The 23,855-nt window shown below is 73.5% G+C and carries 19 protein-coding genes; 5 read left to right on the top strand and 14 right to left on the bottom strand.

Annotated elements, in window-relative coordinates; translation table 11 throughout:
* Positions 1 to 28: 28 nt before the first annotated feature.
* From ACWCXC_RS20160 to ACWCXC_RS20150, 3 genes are all read right to left on the bottom strand, one after another.
* Entirely contained in the window at positions 29 to 4,036 is a 4,008-nt protein-coding gene (locus ACWCXC_RS20160) for an AAA family ATPase (protein ID WP_450890109.1), read from the bottom strand.
* A 362-nt stretch (positions 4,037 to 4,398) separates the two neighbouring features.
* Positions 4,399 to 4,611 (bottom strand): hypothetical protein, encoded by a 213-nt coding sequence (locus ACWCXC_RS20155; protein ID WP_383644275.1) that lies wholly within the window; start codon positions 4,609 to 4,611, stop codon positions 4,399 to 4,401.
* Positions 4,612 to 5,050: 439 nt separating this feature from the next.
* Entirely contained in the window at positions 5,051 to 5,332 is a 282-nt protein-coding gene (locus ACWCXC_RS20150) for an acylphosphatase (protein WP_148021059.1), read from the bottom strand.
* 144 nt (positions 5,333 to 5,476) lie between these two features.
* Here ACWCXC_RS20150 and ACWCXC_RS20145 point away from each other — a divergent pair, with 144 nt between their 5' ends.
* On the top strand, positions 5,477 to 6,478 hold the full coding sequence (locus ACWCXC_RS20145) for a CAP domain-containing protein (RefSeq protein WP_450890108.1): 1,002 nt from the start codon (positions 5,477 to 5,479) through the stop codon (positions 6,476 to 6,478).
* Positions 6,479 to 6,627: 149 nt separating this feature from the next.
* Entirely contained in the window at positions 6,628 to 7,047 is a 420-nt protein-coding gene (locus ACWCXC_RS20140; RefSeq protein ID WP_450680760.1) for a winged helix-turn-helix transcriptional regulator, read from the top strand.
* 61 nt (positions 7,048 to 7,108) lie between these two features.
* Here the strand turns inward: ACWCXC_RS20140 and mutM are convergent, their stop codons facing one another.
* From mutM to recG, 8 genes are all read right to left on the bottom strand, one after another.
* Complete coding sequence (mutM, locus tag ACWCXC_RS20135; protein ID WP_450680761.1) at positions 7,109 to 7,975, bottom strand: bifunctional DNA-formamidopyrimidine glycosylase/DNA-(apurinic or apyrimidinic site) lyase; 867 nt, start codon at positions 7,973 to 7,975, stop codon at positions 7,109 to 7,111.
* Between the two features lie 89 nt (positions 7,976 to 8,064).
* Complete coding sequence (rnc, locus tag ACWCXC_RS20130) at positions 8,065 to 8,889, bottom strand: ribonuclease III (protein WP_450680762.1); 825 nt, start codon at positions 8,887 to 8,889, stop codon at positions 8,065 to 8,067.
* Positions 8,890 to 8,908: 19 nt separating this feature from the next.
* On the bottom strand, positions 8,909 to 9,082 hold the full coding sequence (gene rpmF / locus ACWCXC_RS20125; RefSeq protein WP_003965982.1) for a 50S ribosomal protein L32: 174 nt from the start codon (positions 9,080 to 9,082) through the stop codon (positions 8,909 to 8,911).
* A 2-nt stretch (positions 9,083 to 9,084) separates the two neighbouring features.
* Entirely contained in the window at positions 9,085 to 9,684 is a 600-nt protein-coding gene (locus tag ACWCXC_RS20120) for a YceD family protein (RefSeq protein WP_450890152.1), read from the bottom strand.
* 217 nt (positions 9,685 to 9,901) lie between these two features.
* Complete coding sequence (locus tag ACWCXC_RS20115; protein WP_450680763.1) at positions 9,902 to 11,077, bottom strand: cell division initiation protein; 1,176 nt, start codon at positions 11,075 to 11,077, stop codon at positions 9,902 to 9,904.
* Between the two features lie 98 nt (positions 11,078 to 11,175).
* Complete coding sequence (gene coaD, locus ACWCXC_RS20110; RefSeq protein ID WP_450680792.1) at positions 11,176 to 11,655, bottom strand: pantetheine-phosphate adenylyltransferase; 480 nt, start codon at positions 11,653 to 11,655, stop codon at positions 11,176 to 11,178.
* 26 nt (positions 11,656 to 11,681) lie between these two features.
* A complete protein-coding gene (gene rsmD, locus ACWCXC_RS20105; RefSeq protein ID WP_450890107.1) occupies positions 11,682 to 12,266 on the bottom strand; it encodes a 16S rRNA (guanine(966)-N(2))-methyltransferase RsmD in 585 nt (194 codons plus the stop codon).
* Positions 12,267 to 12,372: 106 nt separating this feature from the next.
* Positions 12,373 to 14,658, bottom strand: a complete 2,286-nt coding sequence (gene recG, locus ACWCXC_RS20100; RefSeq protein ID WP_450680765.1) for an ATP-dependent DNA helicase RecG — start codon at positions 14,656 to 14,658, stop codon at positions 12,373 to 12,375.
* 173 nt (positions 14,659 to 14,831) lie between these two features.
* On the opposite strand from recG, the gene ACWCXC_RS20095 reads away from it, so the two are divergent.
* Together ACWCXC_RS20095 and ACWCXC_RS20090 are read left to right on the top strand one after the other, a co-directional pair.
* A complete protein-coding gene (locus ACWCXC_RS20095) occupies positions 14,832 to 16,700 on the top strand; it encodes an HSP90 family protein (protein WP_450680766.1) in 1,869 nt (622 codons plus the stop codon).
* Positions 16,697 to 19,624, top strand: coding sequence for a tetratricopeptide repeat protein (locus ACWCXC_RS20090; RefSeq protein ID WP_450890106.1), 2,928 nt, complete (start codon positions 16,697 to 16,699; stop codon positions 19,622 to 19,624). Before ACWCXC_RS20095 ends, ACWCXC_RS20090 begins: the two co-directional genes overlap by 4 nt.
* Positions 19,625 to 19,669: 45 nt before the next feature.
* On the opposite strand, the gene ACWCXC_RS20085 is transcribed toward ACWCXC_RS20090, so the two are convergent.
* Positions 19,670 to 21,292, bottom strand: a complete 1,623-nt coding sequence (locus ACWCXC_RS20085; protein WP_450890105.1) for a DAK2 domain-containing protein — start codon at positions 21,290 to 21,292, stop codon at positions 19,670 to 19,672.
* Between the two features lie 256 nt (positions 21,293 to 21,548).
* Between ACWCXC_RS20085 and rpmB the strand changes: the two genes are divergently transcribed.
* Complete coding sequence (rpmB, locus tag ACWCXC_RS20080) at positions 21,549 to 21,734, top strand: 50S ribosomal protein L28 (RefSeq protein WP_003965989.1); 186 nt, start codon at positions 21,549 to 21,551, stop codon at positions 21,732 to 21,734.
* Positions 21,735 to 21,851: 117 nt separating this feature from the next.
* On the opposite strand, the gene thiD is transcribed toward rpmB, so the two are convergent.
* Together thiD and ACWCXC_RS20070 are read right to left on the bottom strand one after the other, a co-directional pair.
* The gene (thiD, locus tag ACWCXC_RS20075) at positions 21,852 to 22,661 is read right to left on the bottom strand and encodes a bifunctional hydroxymethylpyrimidine kinase/phosphomethylpyrimidine kinase (protein ID WP_450890104.1); all 810 of its coding nucleotides are present in this window, start codon (positions 22,659 to 22,661) and stop codon (positions 21,852 to 21,854) included.
* Positions 22,662 to 22,671: 10 nt separating this feature from the next.
* Positions 22,672 to 23,643, bottom strand: a complete 972-nt coding sequence (locus ACWCXC_RS20070) for a thiamine-phosphate kinase (RefSeq protein WP_450680770.1) — start codon at positions 23,641 to 23,643, stop codon at positions 22,672 to 22,674.
* Between the last annotated feature and the right edge of the window lie 212 nt (positions 23,644 to 23,855).

Genomic DNA, 23,855 nt, shown 5'->3' with positions numbered 1-23,855 from the left:
TCCCGCCACCACTCGGGGGCGGCGGTGCTCAGCGCAGCCGCTGGCTGATCACCTTCGAGACCCCGTCGCCCTGCATCGAGACGCCGTAGAGCGCGTCGGCGACCTCCATCGTCCGCTTCTGATGGGTGATCACGATGAGCTGGGAGCTCTCCTGGAGCTCCTCCATGATCCGGATCAGCCGCTGGAGATTGGTGTCGTCGAGCGCCGCTTCGACCTCGTCCATCACGTAGAACGGGCTGGGCCTGGCCTTGAAGATCGAGACGAGGAGGGCCACGGCGGTCAGGGACCGCTCCCCGCCGGACAGCAGGGAGAGCCGCTTGACCTTCTTGCCGGGCGGCCGGGCCTCCACGTCCACCCCGGTGGCGAGCATGTTGTCGGGGTCGGTCAGGATCAGCCGCCCCTCGCCCCCCGGGAAGAGCCGGGAGAAGACGCCCTCGAACTCCCGGGCGGTGTCCCGGTATGCCTCGGTGAAGACCTGTTCGACGCGCTCGTCGACCTCCTTGATCACCTGGAGCAGATCGGCCCGGGTCTTCTTCAGGTCCTCCAGCTGCTCGGAGAGGAACTTGTGCCGCTCCTCCAGCGCCGAGAACTCCTCCAGGGCGAGCGGATTCACCTTCCCGAGTTGCTGGTACGCCCGTTCGGCCGACCGGAGCCGCTTCTCCTGCTCGGCCCGGACGAACGGCCTCGGCTGGTTGCGCGGGTGCTCCGGGTCCTCCGGCAGCTCCTCGCCCTGCGCGGCGGGTGACGGCGGGACGAGCTGGTCGGGACCGTACTCCGCCGTCAGCCCGGCCGGTTCGACGCCCAGTTCCTCCAGGGCCCTGGTCTCCAGCTGCTCTATCCGCAGCCGCTTCTCGGCGCCCAGCACCTCGCCCCGGTGGACCGAGTCGGTCAGCTTGTCCAGCTCGCTCTTGAGCTCCCGGCCCCGGGCGCGCTCGGCTGCCAGTCCCCGCTCCCGTTCCGCCTTCGCCGCGTCCGCGGCCTGCCGTTCCTCCTCGGCCCGGACGACGGAGACCTCGACATGGGCGAGGAGCTGCCGGGCCCCGGAGGCGACGGCGGTGGCCACCGCGGCCTCGTGGCGCAGCCGGGCCCTGCGGCGCTCGACGCGGGCGCGGGCCTCGCGCTCGGCGCGGGCGCCCCGGTCCAGGGAGTCGGCCCGCCCGGCGAGCGCCTTGACGCGTTCCTCATGGGTACGGAGCTGGAGGCGGGCCTCCATCTCGGTCTGGCGGGCGTTGGCCCCGTCGGCGGCGAGCCGGTCGCGCACCGAGGCGTCCGGCTCCTCGTCCGCCCCGTCCCCGGCCGCCTCCTCGGCCACCAGCAGCCGTTCGGCAAGCTCCTCGGCCTCCTCGGTGGCCCGCTCCAGGGCCTCCTGGGCACGGGCGGCGGAAGCGGCCATCCGCTCGGCCTCGCCCGCCGCGCCCCGCGCCTGTCCGGCCAGCCGGCCGAGCTGCTGGGCGACCCCGGACTTCTCCCGTTCGGCGGCCCGGCGACGCTCCCCCAGCTCCTCGACGAGCGCGGCCCGTTCCGCGCGCCGCTCGGCCGCCCCCCGCTGGGCGTCGGCCAGTGCCGCGCACCGCACATCGAGTTCGGCCAGTTCGGCCGCCGCCTCGTCCACGGATGCCTGGACCTCCAGAAGGCTCGGCGCGCCGGCCGAACCGCCCTGCGCGAAGTGGGCGGAGAGCACGTCGCCCTCGCTCGTGACGGCGGTCAGCTCGGGACGTGCGGCGACCAGGTCCTCCGCGTCCTCCAGGGTCCCGACGACGACCATGTCCCGGACCAGCCTGCGGACGGCGGTCATCAGTTCGACGGGGCCGGTGACGAGCTCGGCCACCGCGGACATGGCGGTACCGGCCGTGGAACCTCCCGTGGCGCCGACGGCCTCCGCCGCCGCCCCGTGCGCTCCCCCGGTCTGGCCCTGTCCCTGCCCCCGCGCCGTGAGGGCGGTGACGGGCTGCGGGAGCGGACCACCGCGCTCGGGCACCCGGTCGGCGTCCGTGCTCCCGTCCGGTTCCGTGCCCCGGCCGGGGAGCGGCGCCGCGCCCGGGTGGGCGGCGGCAGGGGACTGCGGCGCGCCCTGGCCGGGAACATGCGGTTCCGCGACGGCTCCGGAGCCCTGGGGCCCCGCGCCCTGCCCCGGCACGTGCGGCGCGGTGCCGGAGCCGGGGCCGCCCGGGGCTCCGGCGTCGTGGAAGGCGCCGGATCGGCGGTCGTGGCCGGCGTCGACGACGCCACGGCGGTCCCCCGGGCCGCCCACGGGCCCCTCGTGGAGGCCGGCGGGCCCGTGCTCGCCGTCGGCACCGCCCGCGCCGCCGTGGCCCCCCGGACCGCCGAGGAGCAGGGCCGCGCGCCCCGCGTCCTGCTTGCGGAGCAGCCGGATGGCCTCGGCCGCGGCGGCCGGGTCCGTGACGGCGACGGCGTCCGCCGCCGCGCCCAGGGCCGCCGCCACCGCGATCTCGTGGCCGGGGGCCACCGTGAGCAGTTCGGCGGCGGGGCCGAGCAGTCCGGTCAGCCGGTCCCGGGCACCGAGCAGGGCACCGGTGCCGTCCTTGCGGCGCAGCCCGAGGGCCAGCGCGTCGTGCCGGGCCGCGACCGCCGCGCGCCGGCGTTCGGCGGCGGTGGCCTCCTCGCGGGCGGCGGACAGGGCCCGTTCGGCCTCCTTCAGCTCCGCGCGCGCGGCCTCGTGGCGCTCGCCCAGCTCCGTGTCGTCGGCGTCCAGGCCGTCGACCTCGGCCTTCAGCTGCTCGTACTCCTCCTGGGCCGCCACCGCCCGTTCCCGGGCCTCGTCGCGGGCGGCGGCCAGCCGGTCGATCTCCGCCTGCGCGGAAGCGGCCCGGCCACGGGCGGCGTTGACCTGGCCGTTCAGCCGGGCGAGCCCTTCGCGGCGGTCGGCCAGGGCGCGGGCGGCGTCCTTGAGGCGGCGCTCCTCGGCGGCCAGCTCCCGCTCCAGCTCCGCGCGGTGGGCGGCGGTGTCCTCCAGGGCGTGTTCGGCCGCCTCCAGAGCGGCGGTCAGTTCCGCCTCCTGCTCGCGGATGCGGGCCGCCTCGCGCTCCATGTCCTCGGGGTCGCGCCCCCGCCGCTCCTCCTCCTGGGGTGCGGTGGCGCTCTTCACCCGGGCGTCGGCCAGCGAGATCGTGCCGCGTACCCGCTCGGCGAGCTGCGACAGCTCGTACCAGGTCTGCTGGGCCCGCTGGAGCCTCGGCGTCAGACGCCGTACCTCGTCCTCCAGTTCGGCCTCGCGCGCCAGGGCGGCGCCGAGTTCCGCCTCGGCGGCCTCGCGGCGCTGCTTCAGCGCGGCCTCGTCCGCGATCTCGCCCTGGAGCGCGGTGCGCAGGGTGACCAGGTCGTCGGCGAGGAGGCGGAGCCGGGCGTCGCGGAGGTCGGCCTGGATGACGGCGGCCCGGCGGGCCACCGCCGCCTGCCGGCCGAGCGGTTTGAGCTGCCGCCGCAGTTCGTCGGTGAGGTCCTGGACCCTGGCCAGATTGGCGCCCATCGCGTCGAGTTTCCGCAGCGCCTTCTCCTTGCGCTTGCGGTGCTTGAGGACGCCCGCGGCCTCCTCGATGAACGCGCGGCGGCCGGTCGGGTCGGCGTGCAGAACGGAGTCCAGCTGGCCCTGGCCGACGATGACGTGCATCTCGCGGCCGATGCCGGAGTCGGAGAGGAGTTCCTGGATGTCGAGCAGCCGGCAGGTGTCCCCGTTGATCTGGTATTCGCTGCCGCCGTTGCGGAACATGATCCGGGTGATCGTCACCTCGGCGTACTCGATGGGCAGCGCCCCGTCGGAGTTGTCGATCGTCAGTGAGACCTCGGCCCGGCCGAGCGGCGGACGCCCGGTGGTGCCGGCGAAGATGACGTCCTCCATCTTGCCGCCGCGCAGGGATTTGGCCCCCTGCTCCCCCATGACCCAGGAGAGCGCGTCCACGACATTGGACTTGCCCGACCCGTTGGGGCCGACGACACAGGTGATGCCGGGTTCGAACCGCAGGGTGGTGGCGGACGCGAACGATTTGAAACCACGCAGGGTCAGGGCCTTGAGGTGCACGCCGCCGGACTCTACCTTTCGCGCTCGGTTTCGCTGATGAAGGTGCAGGGCACATCAGACGGTAAGGGAAGGGGTGTACGCCCGGGGCGGGACCTGTGCGGGTCGGAGGGGAAAAGAAAGAAGGGACGCCGAAGCGTCCCCAATGATTTCGTGTGCGGTGCCGCGCCGCTATCCGCCGCCCCCGTTGAAGGCGTGCGTACCGGCTCGATGACGCGGCGGACGAAGCGGCAGATCAAGGATGACGGAACACGCGTGATGCGGTGATTCCGCAATTGATCTTCAATGATCCGGTGACGTTCCGGCGATGATGTCCGTGCGATGGCGCGTACGGCCCGACCGGCCCCTGAAACGGGGCCGTGCGGTCAGGTCAGCGCCGGCTCCGCCTGGGGTACATCGATGTCGATGCTTTCGAGCAGCGACTGCTGGTGCTGAGCGGCGGCGTTGAGCGCGTCGTTCTCGTCCTGAATCCGTACGAGCTCGGACTCAAGATCCTGGACGCGCTGCTGGAGCCGTCGCATCTCGGCGAGAAGTCGCGGGTCGGAACCGCCGACGTAACCGAGAAGCGCCTTTGCCATGATGGATGGTCCTCCACACTGAGTGACCGACCGATGCGGTGTGGGTCGTGAGGGATTCGCACCCGCGGTGCTCGGCAGTGCTCTGTATGCACTGCTCTTCTGCTGCCAAACAGCCCTGCCGAACAGCTGAGGTGCGCGGGGATTTCAGAGTCTCACCAAAAAGTTTGACGGTCAACACGATCACACCCCGTAGAGGCGGGCGGCCCGGGGGCGCGCGGCGGTGGCGATCATGCGGCGCGGCTCTCCGACGGGGCCCTGAGGGGTCCGGGGATCATCCTTGAGCCGCAGCCTGGCACGGCAACCGAATCTTGGCAAGCATCAGGACATTCCGCAGGTCATTTCATGTGTACGCGGGGCCGGTGGCTCCTCCGTCACCCCGCGACCCACGTCGAACACCGCCCGAACACGAGCCCCGTCCGCACCCTCCCGGTGCGCATGATCAGCGGATCGCGAACCCCTCGTATCCCCCGCGCGGCGTGTCCCAGATCTCAGTGACTCCGTCGACCCGGCCGGGAGTGTCGTCCGAGCGGAGCCAGTCGAGAAGGCGGTGGCAATTCTCACGCGGGCCCTCCGCCACGACCTGGACCCGGCCGTCGTCGAGATTGAGGGCGAATCCGGTGAGCCCGCCGATCTCCAAAGCGTTTGCCCTGGTGAACCAGCGGAAGCCTACTTGCTGTACTCGGCCGCGTACCCATGCCGTGAGGCGCACATCTTCGTTCATGCCCGAACGCTAACCGGGCAATTACTTTCGGAGCACTTCCCCCCGATTCCTCATGGCGTACAGTCCCCTCGCACAAGCTTCACTCGTTCGGGTGAGCAAAGGCGCGCCGACAACGGCGTCCAGATCGTCAGAAGGGCACAGCAGATGGGACGCCATCGACGCTCCGCGGCAGCTCCCGCCGCTGACCGGTCCACCGACGGGGCCGAGGACCGCGACCGGACCGCGCGCCGGGGCAGGCTCGGCGGTCTGCCGATGCGCACCGGGCTGCTCGGCGTCTCCGCCGCCGTGGCCGTCGGTGCCGTCGCCGTCGCCTCGGGCCTGATACCCGGCGGCGACAACTCCGTCGTGAGCGGGGGCCCGGCCACCGACCAGGTCCGCTCCGAGGCCGCCCCGAATCTGCTGTCGCAGGACGGGGGCCGGACCGCGCCGGCCGACCGGGCGACCTCCTCCGCCCCGGCCAGCCGGGGTACCGAGCGTGCCAAGGCTCCCGCCCGGACGGTCTCGCCCGAGGCCGCCGCCACCTCGGCTCCACCGTCCGCGAGCGCGTCGGCGAGCCCCTCCACGACCGCGACCCCGACCCGGACACCGGCCGCGACCAGGCAGAACGAGCGGCCCGCCGCCGAGAGGAAGACCTCGTCCGCCCCGGCCCCGAAGTCGGCGAAGAAGTCGGCGGCGTCCGCCCCGGCGACGAAGAGCTCGGCGCCCGCCGCCGCGCCCAGCCCGTCCACCACCGTCAAGGCCGCCACCGCCCCGGTCTCCCCGAGCACCGCCTCCTCGGCCGAGGCCGCAGTGCTCGCCCTCGTCAACCAGGAGCGCGCCAAGGTCGGCTGCACCCCCGTGAAGGCCAGCGGCTCGCTCGCCTCGCTGGCGCAGCGCTTCAGCGACGACATGGCCGCCCGCGGGTTCTTCGACCACACGGACCCCGACGGCAAGACCCCCTGGGACCGCGCCTCCGCGGCCGGTGTCTCGGGGCTCGGCGGGGAGAACATCGCCCGCGGTCAGGCCGACGCCCAGGCCGTGATGGACGCCTGGATGGCCAGCGAGGGCCACCGCGCAAACATTCTCAACTGCGATTACACGACCCTCGGCGTCGGCGTCCACTTCGGCGCCGGCGGCCCCTGGTGGACCCAGGACTTCGGCTTCTGAGGTCGGCCGGGACGTTTCCGAGGACGGCCGGGACCGCCCGCCGGTCCCGGCGCCCCGCACCATCGGGCACGGATTCCCCGTACGCCCCACAGCCTTACCCACGGTTTGCGCAAACTCGTGGACAGCGCTGTGGGGCGTACGCTGTCGTCATGGACGAGAACGCCGACGACGCGAACGGCGGCGCGGTCGACGCGCTCCTCTTCGACGTGTTCTCCCGGCGGTGCCCCTCCCGCTCCACGCTGGAGCACGCCACGGGCCGCTGGGGCAGTCTGACGCTCGGCGCCCTGTACGAGGGACGCCTCCGGTTCAACGCGCTGCGCCGCCGGGTCGACGGGGTGAGCGAGAAGATGCTCTCCCAGACCCTGCACGCCCTGGAGCGCGACGGGCTGGTGCACCGCGAGGCCCAGCCCACCAATCCGCCCCGGGTCGACTACGAACTGACCCCGCTCGGACGCGAGGTCGCCGCCCGGCTCCTGGCCCTCATCGACCTGGTCGAGGGCCGGATGTCCGAGGTCCTCGACGCCCGCGACCGCTACGACGCCGCGCGCACGGCCCCGGTCGACTCCTAAGGGCGTGTGGTGAAAGTCCCGCCTGCTCGGCGGGCGGACGGCGCTACTTTCACCACACGCCCTAGGACACGCCGCTCGGACGCGGCGGGCGCTGGCAGCGGGGGCAGAAGTAGCTCGACCGGTTCATCCACGGGCGGCGCCGCATCGCCGTACCGCAGCGGTGGCAGGGCTCGTCCTCGCGGCCGTAGGCGTCGAGCGAGCGGTCGAAGTAGCCCGACTCCCCGTTCACGTTCACATAGAGGCTGTCGAAACTGGTGCCGCCCTGGGCGAGCGCCGCGTTCATCACGTCCCGGACATGCCCCAGCAGCTCGGCCGTGCGGGGCCGGGTCAGCGTGGCGGTCGGCCGGTCGTAGTGCAGCCGGGCGCGCCAGAGCGCCTCGTCCGCGTAGATGTTGCCGACCCCGCTGATCAGCGACTGGTCGAGCAGAGCGCGTTTGACGGTGGTGCGGCGCAGCCGCAGCGCGGTGTGGAACGCGGCGTCGTCGAAGGCCGGGTCCAGGGGGTCGCGGGCGATGTGCGCGATGGTGTCGGGCAGTCCGTCGGGGGTGTTCTCGTGGAGCGAGAGCCCGCCGAAGGTGCGCTGGTCCACGAAGCGGAGTTCGGTGCCGGCGGCGTCGGCGAAACGGACCCTGATGCGCAGGTGCTTCTCGTCGGGTGCGTCCTCCGGCTGGACGAGGAGCTGGCCGCTCATGCCGAGGTGGCCCAGGAGCGAGGTGTCGGCGTCGTCGAGGGGCACCCAGAGGTACTTGCCGCGCCGCATCGCCGTCCCGAGGCGCGTCCCGGTGAGCCGGGCCGCGAAGTCGGGGCCTCCGGCGAGATGGCGGCGGACCGCGCGCGGGTGCAGGACCTCCACGTCCTCGACCGTGCGGCCGGTGACCCAGCGGGCGAGACCGCGCCGGACGACTTCGACCTCGGGCAGCTCGGGCACGTCCGGTTCTCCTGGATCGGGATGGGGGTGGTGGGGGATGCGGGCACGGAGAACCCCCGGTGCGCGGGCGCACCGGGGGTCCTCGTGGGTCAGGCCGGAGCGGCGTCCGTGGACGGCGACGGTGCGGCAGGGGTGTCGGCGGCCCCTCCGTCGGCGGCGGCCTTGGCCTCCGCCTCCCGTGCTTCCGCGGCGGCGCTGATCTCACGCCAGGCGGACTCGGCCGCCTGCTGCTCCGCTTCCTTCTTGCTACGGCCGGTGCCGGTGCCGTACGAGACACCACCGACGCGGGCGGCAGCAGTAAAGGTCTTCTCGTGGTCGGGGCCGGTCTCCGTGACGAGGTACTCGGGGACTCCGAGGCTCTCGCTCGCGGTCAGCTCCTGGAGGCTGGTCTTCCAGTCCAGGCCGGCGCCGAGGTTCGAGGACCGGTCGATCAGCGGATCGAAGAGCCGGTGGACCAGCTCCGATGCCGCGTCGAGGCCCTGATCGAGATAGACCGCGCCGATCACCGCTTCGAGCGTGTCGGCGAGGATGGAAGCCTTGTCCCGGCCGCCCGTGCCCTCTTCGCCCCGGCCGAGCCGGATGAAGGAGCCGAGTTCGAGGCCGCGGCCCACTTCCGCCAGCGCACGAGAGTTGACCACCGCGGCCCGCAACTTGGCCAGCTGGCCTTCGGGCAGGTCGGGGTGGGTGCGGTACAGCGTGTCGGTGACCACCAGACCGAGCACGGAGTCCCCGAGGAACTCCAGCCGCTCGTTGGTGGGCAGACCGCCGTTCTCGTACGCGTACGAACGATGGGTCAGCGCACGCACCAGAAGGGCGGACTCGAGGTGATACCCGAGCCGCCCTTCCAGAAGCGTGTGGGACGAGGCTGTGTTGACGTTGTCTGCCTGCTTCTTGGCGTGGGACAACTCAGACATCGGGCCTCTCACCAGCCGCTCAGACCTCGAGGACCTGGCGCTTGTTGTACGTGCCGCAGCTCGGGCACGCGATGTGCTGCAGCTTCGGCTCCTGGCAACGCTCGCACGAAACCAGGGTGGGGACCGCAGCCTTCCACTGCGACCGGCGGTGGCGCGTGTTGCTGCGCGACATCTTCCGCTTCGGAACAGCCACGGCTACTTCTCCTGCTTCTCGTCGACGCCGGTGCCGGCGCCGCCCATGTTGTCCTTCTCGCCGTCCTGAATGGTCTCGGCGAGTCCTTGCAGTGCCGCCCAACGAGCGTCGACGGCATCGTGGTGGTGGCCGGGATTCTCGTCCAGCCTGACTCCGCACTCGGAGCACAGACCGGCACAGGTCTCCTTGCACACCGGCTGCATCGGCAGTGCGAGCACCACCGCATCACGCAGCACCGACTCGAGGTCGAGCAAGCCGTCCTCGAGGAAGAACCTGTCCTCGGCGTCGTCGACCGGGGCGGCGGACGTGCCACCGTTCCGGTCATCGGCGTCAGGGTACGAGAACATTTCCTGGAAGTCCGCCTCGACCTCAAGGCTCAGCGGCTCCAGACACCTTACGCACTCCCCCTCGGCGGCCGCACGGGCGGTGCCGGTGACGAGCACACCCTCCATGACGGATTCGAGGCGGAGCTCCAGCTCCACCGGAGCGCCCTCCGGCACACCGATGACCCCGTCGATACCGAAGTCCTTCGGGGCGTCCACCGTGCGGGTCAGCCGCTTCATGGCACCAGGACGCCGACCCAGCTCGTGCGTATCGAACACGAGGGGGTTGCGGTGGTCGAGGTTGCCGTTCAGGGGTCTTCCTGCTTTCGGATCGTGCGCGTCAGGGAGGTGGGGGCCGACCGGTCCGGAGTCGAAGCGGGCAGCCGGGATCGCGGACATACGCGCGACCGAAGAGCCAGGATACTGGACACACCGCCCAGCTCCCAATCCGGCCCCGTCCCCCGCCCCGGCTGCCCGGCCGGGCGCCCGGAGGCGGTCAGCGCCCCTGTTCGTACCGGCGGAGCTGGTCCAGGTCGATCATGCTGGTGTCGAAGAGGCTGGTCTCGTCCAGCGCACCCTCGCCCTGGGAGGGGGGCTGCTGCCCCTGGACCGGCTGCTGCCAGGCGTCGTAGCCGCCCTGGGCCGGAAGCGCGGCCGGGCCCTGGTTCGGGTCGTAGCCCTGCTGCTGGTAGGCCGCGTAGGGGTCGGACTGCTGAGGGTAGCCGTAGACGTCCTGCGCGGCGGGGTCCCGGTAGGCGTCCTGGCGCAGGTCCCCGTAGACGTCCTGCCGCTGCGGCTCGCCGTAGGCGTCCTGTCCCTGGCCCCCGTAGGAGTCCTGGCCCTGGTCCTGGTAGCCGTACGTCTGGGCGTACTGCGGCTCCGGCTGCGCGCCGTAGGCGGGCTCGCCCTGCCGGGGCAGCGGGAGCGGCTGCGGGGCGGCGACCTCGGCCAGTCCGGCCCAGTGGTCCTCGTCACTGGTGCGGCCCTGGTCGCCCGCCGCGTCCTGGGCGGCGATGTGGGCGCCCAGCTCGTCCGTCGCGACCCGGCCGTGCAGCTTCTGCCGGCCCCGGCCGACGGCCTCCAGGGTCTTGGCGAGCACCGCCTCGAAGGCGCCGAGCTTGGTGTCCACGTACTCGTCGGCGCGGCGCCGGAGCGTGTCCGGGTCGGCGCTGCGCTCGGGGGCCTCGGTGAAGTCGGGGTCCTCGTAGCCGTGCTCGTCGGTGCCCCGGCCCCGGCCGAGCAGCTTCTCGCGGCCCCGGTCGACGGAGCCGATGGTCTTGGTCAGGACGACCTCGAAGTTGGCGAGCTTGCTGTCGACGTACTCGTCCGCCTCGGCGCGGACCTCGTCGGCCTCCTTGCGGGCCTCGCCGAGGATCCGGTCGGCCTCGGCCTGGGCGCGGCGGGCGACCTCGGTGTCGGAGACGAGGGAGTCGCGCTCGGCACGGGCCGACTCGATGATCCGTCCGGCCTCCTGGCGGGCCTGCTCGACGAGCTGCTCGTGGCCGCCGATGACCTCGGCGGCCTGGGCGAGCGAGCCGGGCAGCGCCTCGCGCACCTCTTCGAGCATCGCGAGCAGTTCGGCGCGGTTGACCACGCAGGACGCCGACATGGGCATGGACCGGGCGTTCCCGACCGCTTCGACGATCTCGTCGAGCTTCTTCTGCACGTCCACCGTGTGCTCGCCACTCTCTACTGCGGATTGGAGACGGACGGGACGACTGTACGGCCAGTCGGTGCCCGCCCGACACCTGGTGACGTGCCGTCAGCGGCTCAGCGTTCGGCGAGGCGCTCGGTCAGGGCGGCGTGGACCGGGGGCGGCAGCAGGTGCGAGACGTCGCCGCCCCAGGTCGCCACCTCCTTGACCAGCGAGGACGACAGGAAGCTGTAGGTCGGATTGGTCGGCACGAAGAGCGTTTCGACGCCCGAGAGCCCGTTGTTCATCTGGGCCATCTGGAGTTCGTAGTCGAAGTCGCTGACGGCCCGCAGGCCCTTCACGATCGCCGGGATGTCGCGCTGCTTGCAGAAGTCGACCAGCAGACCGTGGAAGGACTCGACCTCGACGTTGCCGAACTCGGCGGTGACCTGGCGGATGAGGTCGATCCGCTCGTCGACGGTGAACAGGCCCTTCTTGGACTGGTTGATCATCACCGCGACGTGCACGACGTCGTACAGCTTCGACGCACGGCCGATGATGTCGAGATGTCCGTTGGTGATGGGGTCGAACGACCCCGGGCATACGGCGCGGCGCAACGTGATTCCCTCGCTCTCCGGTCCGGTCATCGTGCGTCTTCGCACGTAGCGGCGGCGCGACCGTACCAAAGCGTTCCCTCGCCGTAGCGACGGGCCCGCAGGGGATCGAATCCCTTGGGCCAGCTGAATTCTCCGCCTCTGGTGCTGCGTTCCACGGTGACGACCGCGTCGTCCGCGAGCCACCCCTGGGCACGGAGTGTGATCAGGATCTCGCCCAGATCGTCGTCCGTGACGGCGTAGGGCGGATCGAGGAAGACCACGTCGTACGGCGCGGCCGGGGGCGGCCCTGTCACGATCTGTTCGGCTTTGCCCGCCCGGACCTCGGCACCGGGCAGGCCCAGCACGCGGACGTTGTCGCGGACGGTGCGCACGGCCTTGGCGTCGGCCTCCACGAGCAGGGCGTGGGCGGCGCCCCGGGAGAGGGCTTCGAGGCCCACGGCCCCCGAACCGGCGTACAGGTCGGCGATCCGGATGCCGTCGAGGGTGCCGAGGAGCGCCTGCCAGGTGGAGAACAGGCCCTCGCGCGCGCGGTCGGAGGTGGGGCGGGTGCCGGTGCCGGGCGGGACGGCCAGGCGGCGTCCGCCGGCCACGCCTGCGATCACGCGGGTCATGGGTGTCTGGTCCTCGGGTCGGGGCGGCGGGCAGGGTGCTGCGGACGCCGTACGCCCCACGATATGGCGTCGCCCGGGGCCCGGCGCCCCGGGGCGTGCCCCCGGCTCAGCCCTTGTCGAGGTACTCCTCGCGCTCCTTGTCGACCAGGGCGTCGAGCGCCGTGCGCAGCTCCGGCAGGTGCTCCAGCTCCGGGTCGGCTGCGACGACGGCGGCGGCCTCCTGGCGGGCGGCGGCGATGACCTCCTCGTCGTCGATGACGCTGAGGACCCGAAGGGAGGACCGCACGCCGGACTGGGCCTGGCCGAGGACATCGCCCTCGCGGCGCTGTTCGAGGTCGATGCGGGAGAGCTCGAAGCCGTCGAGGGTGGCGGCGACGGCGGAGAGCCGGGCGCGGGCGGGGCTCGCCTCGTGGGCCTCGCTGACCAGCAGGCAGAGTCCGGGGGCGGAGCCGCGGCCGACCCGGCCGCGCAGCTGGTGGAGCTGGGAGACGCCGAAGCGGTCGGCGTCCATGATCACCATGGCGGTGGCGTTGGGGACGTTGACGCCGACCTCGATGACGGTGGTGGCGACGAGGACGTCGACGTCGCCGGCGGCGAAGCGGCGCATCACGTCGTCCTTGTCGTCGGGCTGCATCCTGCCGTGGAGCACCTCGACGCGCAGGCCGTGCAGCGGCCCCTTGGCGAGCTGGTCGGCGACGTCCAGGACGGCGAGCGGCGGGCGCTTGTCCGCCGCGGCCTCCTCCTCGGCGGACTTCTTGCCCTTCTTCTTCGCGGGGTCGTCGTCGTCACCGATGCGGGGGCAGACGACGTAGGCCTGGTGGCCGTTCTCCACCTCCTCGCGGACCCGCTCCCAGGCACGGCTGAGGAAGTGGGGCTTGTCCTTCGCGGGGACGACGTGGCTGGCGATGGGCGAGCGGCCGGCCGGGAGCTGGTCGAGGACGGAGGTCTCCAGATCGCCGAAGACGGTCATGGCGACCGTCCGGGGAATGGGGGTGGCGGTCATGACGAGCAGATGCGGGGACCTCCTCTCCCCCTGGGTGTGCGCCTTGGACCGGAGGGCGTCGCGCTGTTCCACCCCGAAGCGGTGCTGCTCGTCCACGACGACCAGGCCCAGGTCCTGGAACGCGACCTTGTCCTCGATCAGCGCGTGCGTCCCGATGACGACACCGGCCTCGCCGGTGGCCAGGTCGAGCAGCGCCTGCCGGCGGGCCGCGGTCCCCATCGATCCGGTGAGCAGCACGACCTTCGTCCCCTGCTCGGCGCCGCCCAGCGCCCGCCCGTCTCCCGACCGCCGCCCCTCATCGAGAGGCGCTCCGCGCCACAGCCCCCATTTCTCGGCCAGCTCCCCCATCATCTCGGTCACCGAGCGGTGGTGCTGCTGGGCGAGGACCTCGGTGGGGGCGAGCATCGCGGCCTGGCCGCCGGCGTCCACGACGGCGAGCATGGCGCGCAGCGCCACCATCGTCTTTCCGGAACCCACCTCCCCCTGGAGGAGGCGGTGCATGGGGTGCTCGGTGGCGAGGTCGTCGAAGATCTCCTTCGAGACCTTCCGCTGGCCCTCGGTGAGGGTGAAGGGCAGCTTGGCGTCGAAGGCGTCGAGGAGGCCGCCGGGGGCGGGCCGGCGGGCGACGGCGGGCAGTTGGGTGTCGGCGTGCCTGCGGCGGGCCAGGGCGACCTGGAGGACGAAGGCCTCGTCCCATTTCAGGCGCTCCCTGGCCTCGGCGATGTCGGCCTTGGTCTGCGGGCGGTGGATCTTCAGCAGGGCCTCGGGCAGCGTGGCGAAACCGCGGCCCTCGCGCAGCGCCGGCGGCAGCGGGTCGACGGCCTCCCCGGCGCTGGGAAGCACGGCGTCGACCGCCTTGGCGATCCGCCAGGAGTCGAGCTGCTTGCAGGCCGGGTAGATGGGGAGCAGCCGGCCCGCGAAGGCGTCGACGGCCTCGGCGGCGCTCCCGTCGGCCGGGTCGGCGTCGAGCAGTTGGTACGTGGGGTGGGCGAGCTGCGTCTTGCGGTTGAAGACGGAGACCTTGCCGGCGAACATGGCGCGCCGGCCGGGCAGCAGCTCCTTGTGCGGCTTGTGGACGCCGTGGCCGAAGAAGACGAGCTGGAGCCGGCCGTGGCCGTCGGTGAGCGTGACTTCGAGGCGTTTGCCGCTGCCCCGGCCGCCGCTGAACGTCAGCACCCGGGCGTCGGCGACCTGGGCGACGACCGTCACGTGCTCGTCGAGCGGGAGATCGGTCAGTGCCGTGAGCCGCCCGCGCTCCTCGTACCGCCGCGGGTAGTGGTGCAGCAGATCACCGACCGTGTGCAGATCGAGGTGCTCGGCCATCACCTTCGCGGTGGCACCGCCGAGGAGCTTCTTGAGGGGTTCGTCGAACGCAGACACGCGATCCATTGCACACCACCGCACTGACAGACGGGCCGGGGGCACCACCGGCGCCCTCCGAAACTCCTGGTCAGATTTGTCGCCCGACCCTAGGATCGGCTCCCACGCTCTCGTTCGCGATCGCCCTGCGGGGGATCGCCCGACCCGCGCTGTCGCAAGTCCCCCCACCGGCGCTGCGACGAATGACATCTGAGAACTCAGCGAATTCCGCGTCCCCGGACCCCGCCGCCCCGCACACCTTCCAGGTGGATCTGCGCGGCCTGGTCGACCTCCTCTCCCATCATCTCTACTCCTCGCCGCGCGTCTATCTGCGCGAGCTGCTCCAGAACGCCGTGGACGCCATCACGGCACGGCGCGCCGAAGCGCCGGACGCCCCCGCGCGGGTGCGGCTGTACGCCGAGGGCGGCCGGCTGCGCGTCGAGGACAGCGGCATCGGGCTGACCGAGTCCGATGTGCACAGCCTGCTCGCCACGATCGGGCGCAGCTCCAAACGGGACGGCGCCGAGGGGCTGGCCTCGGCGCGGGCGGAGTTCCTGGGCCAGTTCGGGATCGGGCTGCTCGCCTGTTTCGTGGTCGCCGCGGAGATCCGGGTGGTGAGCCGTTCGGCGCGGACGCCCGGTGCGCCTCCGGTGGAGTGGTGCGCCCGCGACGACGGTTCGTACACCGTCCGCACCCTGCCGGACGAGGCGCGGCCGGAGCCGGGCACGACCGTGTGCCTGACGGCCCGGCCGGGCTCGGGTGACTGGCTGTCCGAGGAGCGGGTGCGCGCGCTGGCCCGGGACTTCGGTGCGCTGCTGCCGTACGACGTGCGGGTCGGTGACGTGGCCGTCACGGATCTGCCGGCCCCGTGGGACCGCGCGCATCCGAGCCCGGCGGCGCGACGGGTGGCGCTCGCCCGCCACTGCCACGAGCTGTTCGGCTTCTCGCCGCTCGACACGATCGACCTGGACCTGCCGCCGGCCGGCATCCGCGGGGTGGCGTACGTGCTGCCGTCGGCGGTGAGTCCGGCGCAGCGCGCGGGCCACCGGGTCCATCTCAAGGGGATGCTGCTCACGGACCGGGCGGACGAGCTGCTGCCGGAGTGGGCGTTCTTCGTGCGGTGCGTCATCGACACGGACAGTCTGCGGCCGACGGCCTCGCGGGAGGCGCTGTACGCGGACGAGACGCTGGCCGCGGTCCGCGAGGCGCTGGGCGAGCGGATCAGGGGGTGGCTGACGGGGCTCGCGGCGGGCGATCCGGAGCGGCTCGCGGAGTTCCTGTCCGTGCACCATCTGGGCGTGAAGTCGCTGGCCCGGCACGACGGGGCGATGCTGCGCACGATGCTGCCGTGGCTGCCGTTCGAGACGACGGACGGCCGGCTGTCGCTGGAGGAGTTCGCCCGGCGCCATCCGGTGGTGCACTTCACCCGGTCCGTGGAGGAGTTCCGCCAGGTCGCGCCGATCGCGTCCGCGCAGGGCATCGGGGTGGTCAACGGCGGCTACACGTACGACACCGAGCTGGTGGAGGCGCTGCCCTCGGTCCGGCCGGGGACGGTGGTCGCGGAGCTGGACGCCGACACCGTCACCGCGCATCTGGACGCGGTCGATCCGCGGGAGGAGCTGGCGCTGGGGCCGTTCCTGGCGGCGGCGCGGGCCCGGCTGGATCCGCTGGGCTGCGACGTGGCGTTGCGCGCGTTCCATCCGCTGACGGTGCCGGCACTGCATCTGGACGACCGTTCGGCCCGTCACGAGCAGGCGCGGGCGGAGGCCGAGGAGCAGGCGGACGAGCTGTGGGCGGGCATTCTCGGCTCGTTGCGCGGTTCGGCGCCCCGGGCCCGGCTGGTGCTGAACCATCTCAATCCGCTGATCCGCCGGATCGGTGCGCTGGACGCCCCGGAGCTGGCGGCGACCGCCACGGAGGCGCTGTACGGGCAGGCACTGCTGATGGCCCAGCGGCCGTTGCGGCCGGCCGACTCGGCGCTGCTGAACCGGGCCTTCGCCGGACTGCTGGAGTGGGCCGCCCCCGCCGTACCGGGGAACTCCCCCGCACACCCCCAGGAGGACGGCCGATGAGCGCCGGAACCGAGACGATCCGCCGGTCCCTGCGGGAGTTGCTGGACGAGCCCGAGGGGCCGGCCCGCAACGCCCGCGCGGAGCGGCTGCTGGCCGAGGCCGAGCAGAGCGGCGACGCCCCGCTGCTGGTGGAGGCGCTGGTCCATCAGCTGCAGGTCTACAACTACAGCTCCGAGAAGGACAAGATGTTCGTCCCGTTCGCGCGGCTGCTGCGGATGTGGGACGAACGGCCGGACGACTTCAACGCGTTCATGACCCACCATCTGTTCTGGATGTTCAAGTGGGTCTCCAGCTCCATGGTCGACCAGCCGCACATCCCGCTCGCCGCCATCGAGAAGTGGCAGGCGGAGATGGCGCACCGCTACCGCCTCGCGGGCCACTCCGCGCGGGCGGTGCACCAGGGAGAGCTGGAGATCGCCCGGCATCTGGGCGACATGGAGCGGGCCGGGCGGGCGTACGCCGCGTGGCAGGCGGCCGAGCGCGACCGGATGGCCAACTGCCATGCCTGCGAACTGCACGAGCAGGGCAGCTGGCAGGTGCTGCGGGGCCGGGACGAGGAGGCGCTGGCCGCCTGGGCGCCGGTGCTGGAGGGCGAGCACACCTGCGCGCACGAGCCGCACGCGGTGCTGGCCGCCTCGCTGCTGCCGCTGCTGCGGACCGGGCGGGCGGAGCGGGCCAGGGCGCACCATCTGCGCGGCTACCGGCTGGTGCGGCCGATGGAGAGCATGCGGTACGCGGTCGCGCTGCACATCGAGTTCTGCGCCCTGACGGGCAACGAGGCGCGGGGGCTGGAGATCCTGGCCGAGCGTCCGGCGTACTTCACCGACGACGGCAATCCGGGCAGCCTGCTGGACTATCTGGCCGTGACGGCCGTGCTGATGGACCGGCTGGTCGCGCTGGGGCACGGGGAGCAGCCGGTGCCCGGTCCGGCCGGCACCGAGTGGACCGCCGCGACGCTGGCCGTCGAGGCCCGTGCGCGGGCGCTGGCCCTCGCCGCCCGTTTCGACGCGCGCAACGGCAACGGCTACGTGGGCGGGCAGACCCGGGAGCGGCTGGCGCGCCGGCCGCTTCTGGACCGGCTGCCGCTGGGCGTGCGGGCGGCGCGGCCGGTGGCCGCAGCCGTGCCGGTGGCCCCGGCGCGGGAGGGGCGGTCCGGGGAGGCGGAACGGGATCTGGCCGGGCTGCTGGCCGAGGCGAAGCGGCTCTCGGAGGCCCATGACCCGCAGGCCGGTCCCGCCTGGCAGGCGGTCGCGGACCGGGACGGGAAGGACGGCGAGCCGGATGTGCTGACCGTCCACGACCGGGCGAGCATGGCGGACCATCTGGCGATGGACGGCGACCGGCCGGCGGCCGAGTGCGCGGAGCTGTTCGCGACGGCGTCCCGGCTGTACGAGGAGGCGGGCGACGCCGGGGAGGCCGTGGCGGCCCTGGCCCGGCGGGCCTTCCTGCGCTCGATGGAGGGCGCCGTCGACGAGGCGGCGCGGGAGATCGAGCCGCTGGTCGGCCGGGCGCTCGCGCTGCACGCGGAGGGTGCGGCCACGGCCCGGCAGGCGAGCGGGGTGCTGGTGTGCCGGGCCCGGATAGCCCGGCAGCGGCTGGTGCGCGCCGAGGACGAGAAGGACGGGGAGGCGGCGATCGCCGCGCTCGACCGGGCGGCGCGGGAGACCCTGGAGTTCGCCGAGCCGCTGCGGGACGAGGACGGGGTTCCTTCCCGCCTCGCCGAGGTGCTGGGCTTCCTCGCGGACGTCGCGGGGTTCGGCGGCGACGGCCCCGGCGCGGCCGGGCTGTACAACCGCGCCGCCGCCGAGACGGTGGCGGCGGGACTGCCGTGGTACGCGGTCGAGTACGAGGCGCGGGCCGGCCGGATCGAGGCGCAGCTCGGCGACCACGGGGCGGCGGAGCGCTCCGTCCGGGCGGCGCTGGAGCACGGCGGGAGCCGGCTGCCGGCGGCCGGGCGGGCCCGGTTGCTGCTCCAGCTCGCCGAGACGCTGGCCGGCGCGGGCCGGTTCGAGGAGGCGGCGGACGCCGCGCTGGACGCCGCGCACTGGGCGGACGAGGGCGGCGACGAGGCGCTCGGCGTCTACGCCCGGCATCAGCTGGGCGGCTGGCTGCTGCGGCTGGGGCGGGCGGCGGAGGCCGCCGCCGTGCTGGAGTCCGTGCTGCCGGACATCGATGCCGAGGACCACGGGGAGGGCCTGCTCGTCCAGACGCTCTGGTGGCTGGGCGACGGCCTCATGGCGCTCGACGAGCCCCGGGAGGCGGCCGGGCACTGGCTGCGGGCGGCCGATGTCGCCCGCGGCTGGCCGGAGCAGCACGACCACGCGATGCTCGCCCAGCTGGCCGGGCAGGCGCTCTACCGGGCCGAGCTGAACCCCGAGGCCGACCGGGCCTACACCCGGGCCGGTGAGCTCTGGCGCGAGCTGGGCGAGCTGCCCTCCCTGGTCCGCACCCTGCGCGTCCGGGCCTGGATCGCCGTCCGCGACGGCCAGGCGGGACTCGCCCCCGCACGCGCCTTCATGGCCGAGGCCGAGCGCGTCTGCGAGGACGCCGGACTCCGTGAGGAGCTGGCCGACACCTTCCGCCAGACCGCCGAACTGATCGCCCACGCCTGCGAGGAGGACCCCGGCGAGGCCCCCGACGACCCCGCCCGACTCGCGTACGAGGAAGCTCTCGCCCTGGTCGACCGCGCGGTGGCCCTCCTCGCCCCGGCCGGTCCCGAGGCCCTGGCGCAGCGCACCGCGGCGGAACTCATGGCGGCCTGGCTGGAGGCCGATCTCGGGCGTCCGGAGGGCGCCCTGCGCCGGGCCGCCGCCGTCGTCGCCGCGTACGAGGACGTCCCCCCGGACACCGACGAGACCGCGGACGCCCGTCGTGCCGAGGCCGAGTCGCTCCGCGGGTACGCGACGGGCGCGGTGCGCGCCTGAGCCCGACGCGCCGGACGGGCCCCGGGGCCCGTCCGGCGTCCGGACCTACTCCACCCCGATCAGCAGGGGTGCGCACTGGTGGCCGCCCCGGTAGACCACCGTGTCGACCGCGAGATAGCCCTCGCGGACGTGGTTCTCCAGGGTGTCCGCGAGGGCGTCGGGGACGTCCTCGCCGAGGACGAGGGTGACCAGTTCGCCGCCGGCGGCGAGCATGCGGTCCAGGACCGCGCAGGCGGTGGCGGGGAGGTCGTGGCCGATGACGGCGACGTCGCCGTCGATGAGGCCGAGGACGTCGCCGGCCTGGCAGATGCCCGCCATGGTCCAGGACTGCCGTTCGGCGACGGCGAGTTCGGCGTAGCGGGTGGCTCCGGCCGCGGCGGTCATCGCGACCACGTCCTCGTCGAAGCTGCGGTCGGGTTCGTGGACGGCGAGGGCGGCGATGCCCTGGACGGCGGCCCGGGTGGGGACGAGGGCGACGCGGATGCCGGCGGCTCTGGCCTGTTCGGCGGCGGCGGCCGCGGTGTGGCGCAGGTCCCCGTCGTTGGGCAGCAGGACCACCTCGCGGGCGTGCGCGCGGCGGATGGCGTCGGCGAGTTCGCCGCTGGCGAGGGGTTCGCCGGGGCGGGCGAGCACGGTGGTGGCGCCGGCCTGCGCGCAGAGGCCGGCGAGCCCGTCGCCGGGGACGACCACGACGACGGCGCGCTGGACGGGTTCGGGGCGGGCGTGGCCCCGGTCGGCGGCGAAGTGGGTGATCCGGATGCGGTGCGGCCGGCCGGCCTCGACGCCCGCCTCCACCGCCGCGCCCGCGTCGTCGACGTGGACATGGACGTTCCACAGTCCGTCCCCGCCCACGACGACGAGGGAGTCCCCCAGGGCGTCGAGCCGGGTCCTCAGCCGCTCCACGGCGGCGTCCTCGGCCTCCAGGAGGTAGATGACCTCGAAGGCCGGGCCGTCCTGGGGGCCGTCGGCCGAGGGGCAGTCCAGGACCGGGACGGGGGCGGGCGCCGTGGGGGCCACCGGCTCCGGGGCCTGTCCGGTGACCGCCTCGACCAGGGCGCCGAGCACCGCGACGAGTCCGCGTCCGCCCGCGTCCACGACCCCGGCCCTGCCGAGGACGGGGAGTTGCCCCGGGGTCGCGTCCAGGGCCGTGCGCGCACCCGCGTGGGCGGCGGTGGCCACCGCCGCCGTCGTGGCGTCTGCGGGGGTCCGGGCGGCGGCCTCCGCGGCGGCGGTGGCCACGGTGAGGACGGTGCCCTCGACGGGGTGGGCGACGGCCTCGCGGGCGGACACGGCGGCGCGGGCCAGGGCGAGCCGCAGCGAGCCGGGTCCGGCCTCCCCGGCGAGCACCCCGGCCATGCCGCGCAGCAGCTGCGCCAGGATCGTGCCGGAGTTGCCCCGGGCGCCGATCAGCGCCCCGTGCGCCATGGCGCGCACCGCGTCGGCGGTGGAGGGGGCCAGCGGCCCGGTCTCGTGGGCGGCGAAGACGGCTTCGACGGCGGCGGCCGCGGATTCCACGGTCAGATAGAGGTTGGTGCCGGTGTCGCCGTCGGCGACGGGGTAGACGTTGATCGCGTCGATGGCCTCGCGTTCCCGGCCCAGCGCGTCCAGCGCCCGTGAGCACCAGGTGCGCACCGCGTCGGCGTCCAGGTCGTCGGCGGTCTGCGACACCTGATGGTCCTCCTCGAAACGCGTACCGGGCCGGCGGGCTGCACCGCAGAGTAGTCCGGCCGGCGGTCGGCCGGGCTCCAGGGGCGGGGCGGGCGGTCGCCGAAGCCATGGTAGTTTCGTATCTCCGACGCGGCCGTTGTATGCTGCTTCGGTTGCCCGACGTAAGTCGGGACATTCCCCCGGTACCGCCACTTCATCCAATGAATCCGGCGTGCCGGAATTCACTGTAAGTGCATCTGAAGTTTTGGAGTGACCCGTGGCTGCCAACTGCGACGTTTGCGGCAAGGGGCCGAGCTTCGGCAACAGCATTTCGCACTCGCACCGCCGTACGTCCCGTCGCTGGAATCCCAACATCCAGCGCGTGCGTGCCGTGGTCGGGCGGACGCCGAAGCGGCTCAACGTCTGCACCTCGTGCATCAAGGCCGGCAAGGTCGCGCGCTGACGTTCCCGTCGTAGCGCAGCCCTACCGGTTGCCCAAAAAGCCGGTCCATCTCGGTGGACCGGCTTTTTGCCGTGCCCGGAACCGGAAAGCCGGGCCCGGTGCGCCGGGCCCGGCCGGTCAGCGGGGGTCGCGCAGGCGCCAGGCGTGGTCGACGGGGCCGATCCCGGAGCCGAGCGGGAAGCCCGCGGCGATCGCCCCGGTGACGTAGTCCTTGGCGGCCCGTACGGCCGTGGGCACGTCCTGGCCGGTGGCCAGTCCGCAGGCGATGGCGGAGGCGAGCGTGCAGCCCGTTCCGTGGGTGTGGCGGTTGTCGTGGCGGGGGGCGCGCAGCCAGTGCTCCTCGGTGCCGTCGGTGAGCAGGTCGACGGGGTCGCCCGGCAGGTGCCCGCCCTTGATCACCACCCAGCGGGGCCCGTACTCCAGCACAGCGGCCGCGGCCCGGCGCATTCCGGCCTCGTCGGTGACGGCGATCCCGGTGAGCTGCGCCACCTCGTCGAGGTTCGGGGTGGCGACGGTGGCGACCGGCAGCAGTTTCGCGCGGACGGTGTCCAGCGCCTCGGCGGCGAGCAGCGGGTCCCCGTGCTTGGAGACGCCGACGGGGTCGACGACGGCCGGGGCGGCGGTCCGGGCCAGCAGATCGGCGACGGTCTCCACCAGTTCCGCCGAGGCGAGCATGCCGGTCTTGACGGCCCCGGCCCCGATGTCGTCCATGACGCTGCGGTACTGGGCGCGCACGGCGTCCGCGGGCAGCTCCCAGGCGCCCTGGACGCCCCGCGAGTTCTGCGCGGTGACGGCGGTCAGCACGCTCATCCCGTGGACGCCGAAGGCCAGCATGGTCTTCAGATCGGCCTGGATGCCCGCACCGCCGCCGGAATCGGATCCGGCGACGGTGAGCACACGGGGAGGTGCGGCGGAAGATATCGGCATGGGCCGCAATCTACTGGGCGTCCTCGATGCCGCCGAAGTGGTCCCAGCCGCTGGTGCTGGTCCAGGGCGCCCCGTCGACGGTCACCTGGGGCAGCGCGGAGGGGTTGACGACCTCGCCGATCACCTTCCAGCGGGCCGGCAGCTTCACGTCCGGCGGGAACGTGGCGACGATCGCGTGGTCCTCTCCCCCGGTGAGCACCCACTGGAGCGGGTCGACGCCGACGGCCTGGCCGATGTCGGACATCTGCGAGGGGATGTCGATGGAACCGGAGCGCAGGTCGATGCGGACCTTGCTGGCCTCGGCGATATGGCCCAGGTCCGCGACGAGTCCGTCGCTGACGTCGGTCATCGCGGTGGCGCCGAGCCCGGCCGCCGCGGGGCCCGCGTGGTAGGGCGGTTCGGGCCGGCGGTGGGCCTCGACGAAGGCGCGGGGCGAGCGGAAGCCCCGGGAGAGCACGGCGTATCCGGCGGCGGACCAGCCGAGCCAGCCGGTGACGGCGACGACGTCGCCGGGCTGGGCGCCGGCCCGGGTGACCGGTTCGTGGTTGCGCAGATCGCCGAGCGCGGTGATCGCGACGGTGATGGTGTCGCCGCGCACCACGTCGCCGCCCACCACGGCGGCCCCGGCGACCTGGCATTCGTCACGGATGCCGTCCATCAGCTCGCCGGCCCAGGTGACCGGGAGTTCGGCGGGGGCGACCAGACCGAGGAGCAGCGCGGTGGGCACGGCCCCCATGGCGGCGATGTCGGCGAGGTTCTGCGCGGCGGCCTTGCGGCCGACGTCGTAGGCCGTCGACCAGTCGCGCCGGAAGTGGCGCCCCTCCAGCAGGATGTCCGTGCTGGCCACGACCCTGCGGTCGGGGGCGGTCACGACCGCGGCGTCGTCGCCGGGCCCCAGCCGTACCGCCGGAGTGGTGGTAAGCCGGGACGTCAGCTCCCTGATGAGGCCGAACTCCCCCAACTCGCCCACGGTTCCCTTCACCGAGTCTCACCTCTCATCGATGGGGCCGGACGGGCGTCCGGCCTGCTCCCGCGGCCCGGGTGCCCGCCCCGGTCGTGGAGCGCGGTCGCCGGCGCGTACGGCCGGTCTTGCTGGTCACGGGCATGTCCGTCCCCCGTCCGCGCCGCCCGACGCGCGGTCGCGGGTCCTCCTCGCGGTCGGTACCGTCAAGGGATACGTCAACCTGTGCGTTC

This window comes from Streptomyces sp. NPDC001515, from assembly GCF_053597115.1.
The sequence above is the reverse complement of the archived record's forward strand: the minus strand, read 5'-3'. Positions and strand labels throughout refer to the sequence as shown.